Genomic DNA, 13711 nt, shown 5'->3' on the forward strand with positions numbered 1-13711 from the left:
GGGCTGAAACAAAAAACCTTTAAAACTATTTAATACGTAGTTAAAATAAAAAATATGTCAACACAGGTAGAAGATGCAGAGATATTAAGCAAATTTCAGGATGAGCGCACCCGCAATGAGGCGTTTAACCTGTTGCTTAAAAAATATCAGCAAAAAATTTACTGGCACATACGCCGTATGGTCCTGGACCATGATGATGCCGACGACCTGGTGCAGGACGTATTTATTAAAGTATGGAAAAACCTGGCCACTTTCCGCAGCGACTCGCAGCTTTATACGTGGATGTATCGCATAGCCAGTAATGAGTGCATTACATTTCTGAACAAAAAGAAACAAAAGAACAACATATCATTAGATGATGTAGACTACTCGCTGGCCGATACCCTGGTAGAAGGCAGCTACTTTAATGGCGATAAAGCACAGAAAAAACTACAGGAAGCCATTATTACCCTGCCCGAGAAGCAACGCCTTGTATTTAATATGAAGTATTACGAGAATATGAAATACGAGGAAATGTCTGATGTATTAGGTACCAGCGTTGGTGCTTTAAAAGCATCATACCATTTAGCAGTAAAAAAAATTGAAGCTATTTTATTAGCCGAAGAATAAATTAAATTTGTTGTTAAACCTTTTCATCTAAATTTCATCTATAGGGTATCATGACAATTGATATAGAAAATAAAGAATGGCCGGAAGACGGTAAACTGCCAGATCTGGTTGGTAAAGCCAACCCGTTTGCGGTGCCCGATGGTTATTTTGAGGGATTAGATGAGTGTATAATGGCTGCCGTGAGAATGGAGGAGCTGAAAAGTGATGCTGCAGAATTTACAGTGCCCGAGGGGTATTTTGAACAGTTAACCGGCAATATACAAGCCATAATAACTGTTGAAGAAGCTCTTGATAAGCAGGATGTTGGTTTTGCAGTGCCTGCCGGTTATTTTGAAAATTTAAGCGATAATATACAAAGCCGCATTGCGGTTGAGGAAGCAATGGAGGCCGGCGAAGCTTTTGAGGTGCCTGTTGGTTATTTTGAAAGCCTGAGCAGCCAGATACAAAGCCGCGTGTTTGTTGAAGAAGCCTTGGCCGATGAGCAAGCATTTACTGTACCTGAAGGTTATTTTGAGCAGCTTAATGCCAAAATTTTAAATAAAACAGTTACACAGGAAGCGGTACAACGCAAGGGTGGGGTTATCAGATTAATGAGATCTACCGCGTTTAAATATGCTACTGCCGCTTGTTTTGTATTGGTAGCCGGGGCAAGCTTTATGTTGTGGCCATCGGCAACAAGTATTGAGGCACATAATGCAACGTATCTGCATAAAGAGTTATCAAACGTACCGTTGGATGAGCTGCAAGGATATATTCAGGTAAGTATGGATGGTGGTGATGTACAGCATACTGTAGGTATTGAAGAATTGCCGGTTAAAGATGCGGCCTTTAACGCCGAGGTAAAGGATTATGTGGATGAGCTATAAATTAAGGATAATGAAAGCGTTTACCAAACATATTTTTATTGCTTTATTACTACTGGTTGCAAGCTTTGGTGCCAAAGCGCAGGGTATTCCGCGTAACAGTTTCCGCCCCGCAGGACCTGATAACAGGCAGCCACGTTTTAACCAGATGCCTAATGCAGGCGGAGTACAAAAGTTGCAGGCAATAAAGCAGAAATATCTTGATCAGAATCTTCAGCTTACTACTGATGAGGCGGCACGTTTTTGGCCCATATACAAACGATACCAGGACGAAATAATTGAGGTGCGCAGGTTAAAAAGATTAAACAATTCTGACGCGCAGGCCAATGGTCGCGAGCAGGTAAAAAAGGATCTGGAATACGATGGCCGTTTGGTGGAGATAAAGACCCGGTATAACGGTGAGTTTTTGAAGATACTGCCGCCTGAAAAGTTAAGCAAACTTTACAAAAGCGAACGTGAGTTTAGTGATGAAGTGATAAGAATGGTTGGCGAACACCAATAATAAAGATAGTAATACCTAAAAGGCCCGTCGCATAAGTGACGGGCCTTTTGTATTTTTGGGCCATGCCAACGCTTCGCCAGTTATTTTTAGCCAACAACGCGCAAACTACCAACTTCCCGCTGCTGCTGGAGTTTGAACGCGCGGAGGGTATATATTTATATAACAGCGAAGGTAAAGCCTATACAGATCTGATATCGGGCATTGGCGTAAGCAGTTTGGGGCACGGTAATCCAAAAGTTATTGAAGCGGTAAAGCAGCAGGTTGATAAATACATGCACCTGATGGTGTATGGCGAGTACGTGCAAACCCCGCAGGTGCGCTTTGCAGAAAAACTGGTATCGGTGCTTCCCGAACGTCTTTCTTCGGTTTACTTTGTTAACTCCGGCGCTGAGGCTGTAGAGGGCGCGATTAAGCTCGCCAAACGCTTTACCGGAAGGCAGCAGATTGTAGCATGCCACAATTCTTACCACGGCAGTACACACGGTGCATTAAGCGTTATGGGGAACGAGGAGTATAAACAGGCATATCGTCCGCTTTTACCCGGTGTTAGTTTTATAAACTTTAATAATGTTGATGACCTTCAGCACATCACTCATGAAACTGCCTGCGTAATTATTGAAACAATTCAAGGCGAAGCAGGTGTAAGGGTTCCGGATATTGCGTACATGCAAGCGTTACGTAAGCGCTGCACAGAAACCGGAGCATTATTAATATTAGACGAGATACAGGCTGCTTTTGGTCGTACAGGTAAACTCTTCGCTTTTGAACATTTTGATATTGTGCCGGATGTTTTGTTATTAGCAAAAGCTTTAGGCGGCGGTATGCCAATAGGGGCCTTTGTCACATCAAACCATATTATGGATGCGCTAAAAGACAACCCAATACTCGGCCATATCACCACTTTTGGCGGGCACCCTGTTTGCTGCGCCGCGGGGCTGGCCGCATTAGAAGTGTTGTTGGATAGTAATCTTATAGAGGGGATAGGCGAGAAGGAACGTTTAATGCGTACCTTGCTTGTACACCCTGCCATTAAACAAATACGAGGCATGGGCCTTATGTTAGCCGTTGAATTTGAAGATTTCGACCTCAATAAAAAAATAATAGACCGCTGTATAGAAAATGGCGTAATTACCGATTGGTTTTTGCACTGCAGTAATGCTATGCGTGTAGCGCCACCGCTCATTATTACCTCCAGCCAAATAAAACAGGCTTGTGCAGTTATAATTGAAGCTATTAATTTTTATTCCTGACCAGAAAGTCGGTTTTTAATTTTAAACCAAACATTTTCAGATTATTAAGTTTATTCCTATAGGGCGAACATTCCTGTACGCTCTATTGTTGCCGCGTTACCTAACTATTTGGTATAGTTTATGCAATTATAGCAGGATAACCGCAAAAGATGCCTTTAAGGGCAGAAAATGCATATTTTCTAGCCAATACTGATTGCTTTTATAGTCAATTGAGTATACACATATAAAATAGTTATGACCCACTATAGCCATCTATTAAAAAACATGAAAATAGCCTATATCTCAACCTATCCGCCACGTGAGTGTGGAATTGCTACATTCAATCAGAACTTAATGCGTGCAATTGGCGCAAATTTCCCTGAAAGGAAAAATTTGCTTGGAGCCGATTACGTTGTTGCGCTTACCGATTCGGAAAATCTGAACGAGTACGAATACCCGGATGAGGTAAAATATATTGTGAGGCAAAATCATCAAAAAGACTACATCCGCGCAGCTAACTATATAAATACCAGCACCGCTGACGTTTGTATAATTGAGCACGAATTTGGCATTTATGGGGGCGAGAGCGGTATTTATATATTACCACTAATAAATCGTTTAGAAAAGCCGCTTATATCTATCCTTCATACGGTACTTAAAGATCCAAGCTATGTTCAACGGATCATTATAAGGGAAATGGCTGAACAGTCTTCGAAAATTATTGTGATGAGCCAACGTGCAGTGGAGTTTTTAACCACCATTTACGACATCCCTGCTGACAAGATCCAGATAATAGAACACGGCGTTCCGGATCTGGAAGCACCCAAAGACAACCCGATAAAAAATCTTACGCCTTTTAAAAACCGCAGGGCTTTGTTAACCTTTGGTTTAATAAGCCGTAACAAGGGCCTTGAAACCGTAGTAAGAGCATTACCGAAAATTGTTCAAAAGCATCCGGATGTTACTTATGTTGTTTTAGGTAACACACATCCCGGGGTTATAAAAAACTCTGGCGAAGAATACCGCGACCATTTAAAAACATTGGCCGGCCAACTTGGGGTATCTCAAAACCTTTGTTTCATTAATAAGTTTGTAGCCGAAGAAGAATTGATACAATACCTGTCGGCTGCCGAAATTTATGTTACGCCTTATCTTAATGAAGCGCAGATAACCAGCGGCACATTATCATATGCTGTAGGATCAGGTGCGGCAGTGGTATCAACACCTTACTGGCATGCCACGGAATTGCTGGCACACAACCGCGGAAGATTATTTGATTTTAAGAACGCTGAAGCACTGGCTGATACCGTAATTGAGCTGCTTGACCAGGACCGTGTGCTTAACGAATTACGCACCAATGCCTATGAATATGGCCTACATTTACGCTGGCCTGTTGTAGGTGCTGAATTTATTAAAGTTGCGCAGGAAGCCTGCTACAGTCACGATTTTAGGGACAAAATATTAAAGAACAGTATTGTTGACCCGGAAGTGATGCCGAAATTTAGCCTGGGCCATGTTATTCGTCTGACCGATGACACAGGAATAGTACAGCACGCTAAGTATGGCATACCTAACCTGAAGGAAGGTTATTGTTTAGACGATAACTCGCGCGCACTTATAATGGCTTTGATGGCGCACAAGCGTAATAATAGTAAAGAAGCCTTTGATCTGCTGCCTATCTATTTGAGCTACATTCACTACATGCAGACTGATGATGGCAACTTCCGCAATTTTTTAAGTTTTAACCGCATGTATCTGGACGATATTGGTTCAGAAGATTCATTTGGTCGTACCATTTGGGCATTAGGATATTTGATTGGTGGCGCATCAAGTAACTCTTATCGCGAATTTGCAACGGAGATATTCCAGAAGTCTTTCCCGCACTTTAGGTCGCTTAGGTACCTGCGCGGCATGGCAAATACTATTATAGGTATTGCGCATTACCTTAAGGTGCATCCAACCGATGAAGGTATGGTTAAAGAGATGATACGCCTTACCGATCCGTTAGTGGAAGCTTATGAAAACACCCGTGCTGACGATTGGGAGTGGTTTGAAGAAGGCATGACTTATGACAACGCCATTTTACCGCTGGCTTTATTGCACTCTTGCGAAATAACCGGCAATGAGCGTGTAAAAGAGATAGCACTTACCACCATGGGCTTTTTGGATAAACTAACCCTTTCTAACGGTTACCTGAGCCCTGTGGGCAATGATGGCTGGTACTATCGCGGGGGCACATTCCCGACATACGATCAGCAGGCCATTGAAACCATGGCCATGGTGCTGATGCATTTTCAGGCGTACCAGATCTTCAGGAAACCGGAACATATTGAAAAAATGTTCTTGTGCTATAAATGGTTCCTGGGCGAGAATACTTTACGTGCACCGTTATATGACCACGAAACGAAAGGCTGTTGCGACGGCTTGCTGCCAACCGGAATTAACCGTAACCAGGGCGCAGAAAGTACATTGGCCTATTTAATATCGCACCTTACCGTATTGCAGGCTTTTGAGCTGGAATATGAATATAACAAGCTGTCTCAAAAAAAACTGATAGGCGTTAAATGAGGGTAGCCGTTTTATCTCCTGTTGCCTGGCGCACACCGCCCAGGCATTACGGGCCGTGGGAGCAAGTGGCTTCAAACATAGCCGAGGGTGTAATAAAATTAGGTGCAGAAGTTACTTTGTTTGCCACCGGCGATTCAATAACCGAGGGTAAACTGGAATCAGTTTGCGAAACAGGGTATGAAGAGGACAGGTCGCAGGATGCCAAGGTGTTGGAGTGCATGCACATAAGCAACCTGGTAGAGAGGGCCAATGAGTTTGATATCATCCATAACAATTTTGATTTTTTGCCGCTAACGTATTCGCGTTTAGTAAAAACACCTTTTATAACCACTATACATGGCTTTTCATCGCCGCGTATTATTCCGGTGTATAAAAAGTACAATAGCACCAGTCATTACGTTTCTATAAGCAATTCAGACAGAAGCCCGGAGTTAGAATACCTGGCTACGGTTTACAACGGACTGGATGCCTCGAAATTCATTTTTAACGAATATCCGCAGGACTATCTGTTATCCTTTAGCCGCATACATCCTGATAAGGGCATAGCCGAGGCCATAGCCATTGCCAAAAAAAGTAAATGCAAATTGCTTATTGCCGGTATAATACAGGACGAGGGCTACTTTAGAGAAAAGATAGAACCCCTGTTAGATGAGCAAATACAATATATTGGTAGCGCAGGACCAGAAAAACGGAATTGTCTTTTAGGCGACGCCGTTGCGCTTTTACACCCTATAAATTTTGATGAACCCTTTGGCTTGAGCGTAGCCGAGGCCATGCTGTGCGGAACGCCGGTTATTGCTTTCAACCGCGGTTCAATGCCCGAATTGATAAAACATGGCGAAACAGGGTTTTTAGTTAAAGATGTTGACCAAGCCGTAGATACGGTTAAGGATCTGAAAAATATAAGCAGGACCTATTGCCGCGAATGGGCCGAGAGCAAGTTCTCCAGCAAGAAAATGGCTGAGGATTATTTTGAGTTGTATAAGAAAATATTAAGCTAAAGCGTATGTGTCCAACAATTACGAACTTTTAATACGGTCTATCTTTCCTTAAATCTCCATTATTAGCTGTTACCTGTAGCATTGTATTGTTAAACGCTTTTAGTTAAATTTGTTATATGGAAACATTGATAATTAACGTACCTGAAAAAAAGAGCACTTTAGTAAAGTTGCTATTAAAGGAATTGGGCGTTAAGATCCAGAATGGTACTAAAGCAAGGCTGTTAGCTCAAGAAATAACAGAGGGCATTAAACCAGGGCTAAAGCCTGACATGGATGAAATAGTCGCTGAAATAAAAAATATGCGCGACGGTTTGTGATGGTTCTTGTTTTAGACTGCAATATTTGGGTTACACTAACTTTAAACAAGCAGTTAGAACTTATCGCTGACTTATCTGATGAAGGCTTTATTTTGCCAACGTGTATTGAGTTGCGTAGCGAAATAGCCAACGTTCTTAACCGGCCAAAATTTTCAAAGTTTATTTCTCAGCCGGATATTAAAAAAGTTATCGAACTCCATGACCTTGTCACAAAAGTTTATAAAACGGGAAAGCTTATAAAGATCACCTCTGACCCTAAAGACGATTATTTATTTGCCCTAGCGTTAAAAGCGAAAGCACACTATCTGGTAACCGGCGATAGGTTATTGTTAAATGTTGCTAAATATAAGCGAACGCAAATTATTACGCTTTCGCAACTAAGGGAACTAAGACAAGAATCTTAATGTGTTCTTTTCTAAAATATAAGTTAATCTACCCCGTCTTCTTTAAACTTAGCCATCAAATCATCCAGGTCAACTTCTGCAAACGAGGTTGAATAATCTGATAAGCCGTAAGGTATTATCAGTTTGTTTTTATGGATGATAGATCCGCAGGAATAAATAACATTGGGTACGTACCCTTCGCGTTCGTCGCTGTTGGGGATCAACAGGGGCTCTCTTAGACGGCCTATCTCCACTTGAGGGTCATCTAGTTTAAGCAAGCTGGCACCAAGCACATAGCGGCGCATTGGGCCCACGCCATGGGTTATAACTATCCAGCCATCCTTCGTTTCAATAGGCGACCCGCAGTTGCCTATCTGCACAAATTCCCAGGCAAATTTTGGCTTTTGCAACAAAATAGGTTTCTCCCAAATGTTGATCTTGTCTGAGTACATGATATAATTGTTGCACCCATCAATACGCGATATCATAGCGTATCTGCCATTTATTTTACGCGGAAAGAGCGCCAGGTTTTTGTTTTGGGCTCCTGCACCATACAAAGGCATTATTTTAAAATTGTAAAAATCATTGGTTTGCAAAAGCTTGGGCATTATAAGCGCACCATCATATGCGGTGTAAGTAGCATAATAAACAGAGCTGCCATCATCGTTTTTAAATTCAACAAAGCGGGCATCTTCAATACCTTTGCGTTCGTATTCTGATATCGGGAAAATTACCCTGTCAGATATATCGGTATCCAGCGAGAAAACAATTTCGTAATACGAGTCTGCCAACCATAAGATCTTATCGTATTCCAGCTTTTTTAAATCGCTTTCCTGCAGGCGCTGCGAGTCCAGAATAATTCTTCTGAGGTTGGCGTATTCAAAGTGATGATCCAGTTTTGATTCTAACTCATGCAACACATCAATATTTATCTGTGTGATGGCAGCCTTTTCAAAAAAGAGTTTTTTGTTATAAACGGCGTTGCGTACAATTTCGGCCTCGTCTATATAATTGCCGGCAGGCAGTACCGTAATGTTGTTATCTTTATCAATAAGTGCCCGGCGAAAAGTTATGGATGATATGTGCCCCTCGCCAACCGCGCGGAAGCTCATTATAACACGGCGTTCGCCTTCTGTAAGTTCAGACTGGTCGGGATCATCAACTATTGATGGATTGAAAAACGCGGCAGATTCAATAGAATATTCGTGTGTAAAGTAAGAGCCAATAAGCAATTTACGGTAAACAGTAAGCCCGTCAAAATCAATACCCAGGTCATCAAACAATGGTTTTAACTTGCTGCAATGCCTGTTAAGCACACGGGTTATATTTCTGTGGCGTTTAGAATATTCCTGCAATAATGGTGATAAAATACTAAAAGCAGCCTCTTCGCTTACATTCGTCACTCTCTCTATCACTTCTTTGGCGCGGTCGTTTCCGTTAAAAAAAAACCGGGCAATAACACGTTTTGGATCTGGATTTACCCTTACAGGCTTGCGTTCAATAGCTAACTTCATATAATTATAACAGCGTGAGTTTTATAGTTAACACCAAGTTAAACAAATTGATTTCGATAATTTGAGAAAGCTTGAAAATACAAGACAGCCGTCTGTTTCCGGTTAAAAATTCCACCGCGTTTCTTTATTTTAAAACATGTACAATATTCTCCATTGTTAATTATTATACGTTTTTGATTAAAAGTACCGCTACCTTAGTTAAACCTCTATTAAATACATCTACCCTAAAGAAACTATTTATTTATTAAGCAATCCTGCTGCTAAGCCGGATAAATAACAACATTGTGCACAATGTTGGAACCAATTATTTTTTAACCTTTTTATTTATTGTTATGAAAAAGAAAACATTACTCTTAATCGGGATGGCGTGTTTAATGGCCTGGTCATCATGCAAAAAGGACAATAACAACAATGATGATGAATATGTAGCATCAGACATTTTTGATCCCGGCAGGTTGGTCGCGGCAGCCGCTAAAGGAAAGTTAGACACTGTAGCTCGAGATTTCGGATTTCCGGAGGGACCTGCGGTGGACAAGCAAGGCAACATATTTTTTACGGATCAGCCCAACGATAAAATTTTTAAATGGGATGTGTCCAACAGTTCGTTAACTACATTTTTGGTGGGTACCGGCCGCTCTAACGGGATGGCTTTTGATAAGAATGGTTACCTTATTGCTTGCGCTGATATGTATGGTGAACTGTGGAAGATAGCGCCCAACGGCAATAAAACCGTGCTTGTAAACAAATACAACGGCAAGTTACTAAACGGCCCTAACGATGTTTGGATCAATCCGGTAACGGGTGGTTTATATATTACAGATCCTATTTTTCCGCGTGGTTACTGGGCACCCGGCGATCCGCGGCAACAGCCTTGGGAGCCAACACACTCCGAGCAGGCGGCTACAGGTAAAGGGGGGCATGTTTATTACCTGGCTCCGGGTGCAACTGCGCTGGTAAGGGTAACATCCGAAGCCGCCGGTTGGGATGCTAACTCATGGCCAAATGGCGTGGTTGGCACACCCGACGGTAAAAAACTGTATGTGAATAAATGGGCGGGTAACAACATGGGCGGCACCTGGGTGTTTGATATTAATGCCGATGGTACGCTTACTAATATGAAAAAGTTTAATGATATGGGTGGCGACGGTATGTCAATGGACGAAAAAGGGAACGTCTACATCAGCAACGGCCTGGGCATAACCGCCTTTGATCCCGCCGGAACAAAGGTGTTGGGCATCCCAATTAAAGGTGGCGCAAACAATAACGTTTTTGGTGGAAAGGATAATAATATCTTATTTATAACCGGCCCATCAGATAAGTTAACCTCTGTAAAAATGAATGTTAAAGGGGTAGAGAAGTTTTAAGTGTATGGCATAAAAAATAGCGATGGGTTTTAAACCCATCGCTATTTTTTTATGATCGTGTTAAACCTCTCTGCGTAACCTCGCTACCGGGATATTCATTTGTTCGCGGTATTTGGCAACGGTGCGGCGGGCTATGTTATAGCCGGCATCTTTTAGTATATCTGTCAGTTTTTCATCGGCAAGGGGGTGGCGCTTGTCTTCTTTGCCTATGTGCTCTTCTAAGATTTTCTTAACTTCTTTGTTTGATACTTCTTCGCCGCTTTCTGTTTGGATGGCTTCAGAGAAGAACGACTTCAGCAGAAATGTACCATGCTCGGTTTGAACGTATTTAGAGTTGGCCACGCGCGATACAGTAGAAATATCCATACCTATCCGGTCGGCTATGTCCTTTAATATCATCGGTTTTAAATTCTTGTCGTCGCCGGTTAAAAAGAACTCATACTGATATTGCATTATGGCGTTCATCGTTTTAAGCAAGGTTTGCTGGCGCTGTTTAATGGCATCAATAAACCATTTGGCCGAATCCAGCTTTTGCTTTACAAACTGAACGGCTTCTTTAAGCTTCTTATCTCTTTGCGATGCCTTATCATAATGCTGAAACATTTCCTGGTAAGAGCGGCTTACCCGCAGCTCAGGAGCATTTTTTGAGTTAAGGGTAAGTATCAATACGCCGTCGCTGTTTTTTATATGGAAATCCGGAATAACCTGCATTTGCTTGTTATTCACCTCGTTTGAATCGCCCGGTTTGGGGTTAAGTTTCAATATTTCGTTCACTACTGCACGCAACTCCTCAGATGTCATGTTCAGCGAGCGTTCCAACTTATCGTAATGTTTGCGGGTAAACTCATCCAGGTAGTCTTCCACCACCATAATGGCCTTTTTTATGATCAGGTCATTCGGATCTTTTTTGCGCAGCTGTATCAGCAGACATTCCTGTAAACTGCGCGCGCCAACACCCGCCGGGTCAAAACCCTGTATCACCTTCAGCATATCCTCAACTTCTTCGTCCTCGGCCATCACATTTTGCGAAAATGCCAGATCGTCTGTAAGCGAAGTTATAGGGCGGCGCAAATAACCGTCATCATCTAAACTGCCTATTATTTGTTTGCCGATGATAAAATCTTTGTCTGATAAGGGAAGCATATCCAACTGTGCCTGCAAACTTTCAAAAAACGAATTTTGGACAGCCAAAGGCATTTCCTTACGTTCTTCTTCGTCGTCGCCATTCTGATCATAGCGCGAGCCATACTCGTTTACGTTGTCTTCCTGCAGGTAGTCATCAATATTAAACTCATCCATTTCACCGTGCTCTTCGTCGCTGTTAAAGTTGTCTTCATCAGGGTCGCGGTCCGGATATTGTTCTTCGGGTTCGTTCAGGTTGGTAAGGCTCAGATCCTCCAACGCGGGGTTTTCTTCCAGTTCCTCTTTTATACGGGTATCTAAAGATACGGTAGGCACCTGCAGCAATTTTATAAATTGAATTTGCTGCGGCGAGAGTTTCTGTAATAATTTTTGTTGAAGGTTCTGTTTAAGCATAAAATAGATTAGGGCAAATCTACATCAATTACCATTAAATTTGAAAACTTAGTTACTATGGTTACATTTATCTAATAAATAGCAAATCAATTAATTTGTTTTTGGTGCATTAATAATTTACTAACACTTTTTATAACCTCAATTTTAGATGCCATGGCTATTGTAAAAGAGTTTAAAGAATTTGCCATGCGTGGCAATGTGGTTGACCTGGCGGTTGCCGTTGTAATTGGTGGTGCCTTTGGTAAAATTGTTAGCTCACTGGTTGATGATATTATCACGCCGGCAATTTTAACACCAGCCCTTAAAGCAGCCCATTTAACCAACCTGGCCGAACTGGTAATACCCGGAACGGCAGTTAAATATGGTAATTTTCTATCGCAGGTAATTTCTTTCATTATTGTGGCTATTGCTTTGTTTATTATAGTTAAAGCCATTAACTCAATGAAAAAGAAAGAGGAAGTTGCCCCGTCTGCTCCACCTGCGCCAACAAAAGAGGAAGTGTTACTTACAGAGATACGGGATATTTTGAAAAGTCGATAGTTGATAGACCATGGTCCATAGTAAATTGACCTGATTTCGACTGGTAGAACAAAAAATCTATGGACTATGGACCACCGGCTATGGTCTATTTTGATGAAGTCAAAATAATAAAGTCTGCCTTTTTTTGATAGGTGCCCCAGTCAATGTTGTTCGGGTCTTTTTCGGCATAAGCATTAACGGTAACAACGCTTGCTTTTGGCGCGTAGTTTTTTAGCTGTGCCACTATCCCCATTTTTTCCTCGCTGTGAAAGCCGCCGTTAACCTGCATTATTTTGTAGTCTTTATGTTTTTTGTAGAACCGGGCTATTGACCACGCCATGGTAGCATCCCACAAACTTTGCGATTGGTAGATGTGCATACCACCCATTGCGCTGTGCCCGCCCATTTCTGCAACAAATTTTTCATAATACGGCCCCGTTGCTGTATCAATTGGTAAAGGCGGCAGATAACTTAGCGCAGTTTTACTTAATACCTTTAGTCGGTCAAAGGCGCCTGTTGTAACCATATTAGTGTAACGGGCGGGTGCATTAGCGGCTATTACAGGCATGCCGGTGCTTTTAGCCAGCTCAACCATGGGGCGGTAATCAGTTTTAAATCTTGGCCATGCGCGGGCATCAGTTATCATATTCTTTTCGCGGATGAAGCCACTCAGGTATTCGTTTAATACAGGTTGCACATCGGTTTCAAACATTTCCATAGATAGGGCAAGTTTGCCGGGATATTTTGCTGCCAGCGCTTTAAGCAGGTCAAACTCGGCAACGTGGCCCAGACTGTCATCGTGCAACTCGCCAAAAAATACTATATCAGCCTTGTTCATTGCCTCTGCAACATCATTAAGTGTTACTTTACTTTTTGTGGACGTATTATAAACTGCATAGTTTTGCCCGTAAACAAAAACAGGAAACACAAGCAAAAGCAGGGCTAAACGAAGGTTCATCATGTTAAGACAATAAGAGGTAATTTACCCGGTAAATTTATCAGAATAAAATATGTGCATAAATGTATTTGAAAAGTACAAAATTACCACTACATTTGCGCTCTTGTTTTTAAAAACAAAAAGAATAAAAAGTCATGAAAAGAACGTTCCAGCCTTCTCAAAGGAAAAGAAGAAATAAACACGGTTTCCGTGAGCGCATGTCAACTGCTAACGGTAGAAGAATATTGGCAGCCAGAAGAGCAAAAGGCAGAAAAAGATTAAGTGTATCTGACGAGCGTCGTCATAAAGCATAAACCCTCCGGTTGCTTCTTATCAGCATATAGAGGCCTGAACCGGTTATTTTAAACA

Annotated in this window: 14 protein-coding genes; 11 read left to right on the forward strand and 3 right to left on the reverse strand. The window is 41.9% G+C overall.

Annotated elements, in window-relative coordinates; all coding sequences use genetic code 11:
• Positions 1-54: 54 nt before the first annotated feature.
• From ACVW2L_RS00590 to ACVW2L_RS00625, 8 genes are all read left to right on the forward strand, one after another.
• On the forward strand, positions 55-609 hold the full coding sequence (locus tag ACVW2L_RS00590) for an RNA polymerase sigma factor (protein WP_457126005.1): 555 nt from the start codon (positions 55-57) through the stop codon (positions 607-609).
• Between the two features lie 50 nt (positions 610-659).
• Positions 660-1475, forward strand: a complete 816-nt coding sequence (locus ACVW2L_RS00595; RefSeq protein WP_457126006.1) for a hypothetical protein — start codon at positions 660-662, stop codon at positions 1473-1475.
• Between the two features lie 10 nt (positions 1476-1485).
• Positions 1486-1974: a hypothetical protein gene (locus ACVW2L_RS00600; RefSeq protein WP_457126007.1), complete on the forward strand. Its 489-nt coding sequence runs from the start codon at positions 1486-1488 to the stop codon at positions 1972-1974.
• 62 nt (positions 1975-2036) lie between these two features.
• Positions 2037-3224 carry an aspartate aminotransferase family protein gene (locus tag ACVW2L_RS00605; protein ID WP_457126008.1) on the forward strand — a complete coding sequence of 396 codons (1188 nt, stop codon included), beginning with the start codon at positions 2037-2039 and terminating at the stop codon, positions 3222-3224.
• 264 nt (positions 3225-3488) lie between these two features.
• Positions 3489-5771 (forward strand): glycosyltransferase, encoded by a 2283-nt coding sequence (locus tag ACVW2L_RS00610; protein ID WP_457126009.1) that lies wholly within the window; start codon positions 3489-3491, stop codon positions 5769-5771.
• Entirely contained in the window at positions 5768-6772 is a 1005-nt protein-coding gene (locus tag ACVW2L_RS00615) for a glycosyltransferase family 4 protein (protein ID WP_457126010.1), read from the forward strand. The genes ACVW2L_RS00610 and ACVW2L_RS00615 overlap by 4 nt, the downstream gene beginning before the upstream one ends.
• Positions 6773-6888: 116 nt before the next feature.
• A complete protein-coding gene (locus ACVW2L_RS00620; protein ID WP_457126011.1) occupies positions 6889-7089 on the forward strand; it encodes a hypothetical protein in 201 nt (66 codons plus the stop codon).
• On the forward strand, positions 7089-7493 hold the full coding sequence (locus ACVW2L_RS00625; RefSeq protein ID WP_457130174.1) for a putative toxin-antitoxin system toxin component, PIN family: 405 nt from the start codon (positions 7089-7091) through the stop codon (positions 7491-7493). The genes ACVW2L_RS00620 and ACVW2L_RS00625 overlap by 1 nt, the downstream gene beginning before the upstream one ends.
• A gap of 23 nt (positions 7494-7516) precedes the next feature.
• Here the strand turns inward: ACVW2L_RS00625 and ACVW2L_RS00630 are convergent, their stop codons facing one another.
• Positions 7517-8986: a glycoside hydrolase family 130 protein gene (locus ACVW2L_RS00630; protein WP_457126012.1), complete on the reverse strand. Its 1470-nt coding sequence runs from the start codon at positions 8984-8986 to the stop codon at positions 7517-7519.
• Positions 8987-9318: 332 nt separating this feature from the next.
• Between ACVW2L_RS00630 and ACVW2L_RS00635 the strand changes: the two genes are divergently transcribed.
• Positions 9319-10350 carry an SMP-30/gluconolactonase/LRE family protein gene (locus ACVW2L_RS00635; RefSeq protein ID WP_457126013.1) on the forward strand — a complete coding sequence of 344 codons (1032 nt, stop codon included), beginning with the start codon at positions 9319-9321 and terminating at the stop codon, positions 10348-10350.
• 60 nt (positions 10351-10410) lie between these two features.
• Here the strand turns inward: ACVW2L_RS00635 and rpoN are convergent, their stop codons facing one another.
• The gene (gene rpoN / locus ACVW2L_RS00640; RefSeq protein ID WP_457126014.1) at positions 10411-11886 is read right to left on the reverse strand and encodes an RNA polymerase factor sigma-54; all 1476 of its coding nucleotides are present in this window, start codon (positions 11884-11886) and stop codon (positions 10411-10413) included.
• A gap of 153 nt (positions 11887-12039) precedes the next feature.
• Between rpoN and mscL the strand changes: the two genes are divergently transcribed.
• The gene (gene mscL, locus ACVW2L_RS00645) at positions 12040-12426 is read left to right on the forward strand and encodes a large-conductance mechanosensitive channel protein MscL (RefSeq protein WP_457126015.1); all 387 of its coding nucleotides are present in this window, start codon (positions 12040-12042) and stop codon (positions 12424-12426) included.
• Positions 12427-12511: 85 nt separating this feature from the next.
• Here mscL and ACVW2L_RS00650 read toward each other — a convergent pair whose 3' ends face one another.
• On the reverse strand, positions 12512-13366 hold the full coding sequence (locus ACVW2L_RS00650; protein WP_457126016.1) for a ChaN family lipoprotein: 855 nt from the start codon (positions 13364-13366) through the stop codon (positions 12512-12514).
• A 131-nt stretch (positions 13367-13497) separates the two neighbouring features.
• On the opposite strand from ACVW2L_RS00650, the gene rpmH reads away from it, so the two are divergent.
• A complete protein-coding gene (gene rpmH / locus ACVW2L_RS00655; protein ID WP_157526498.1) occupies positions 13498-13656 on the forward strand; it encodes a 50S ribosomal protein L34 in 159 nt (52 codons plus the stop codon).
• The last annotated feature ends 55 nt before the right edge of the window (positions 13657-13711 follow it).

It is taken from the genome of Mucilaginibacter sp. HD30, assembly GCF_054061755.1.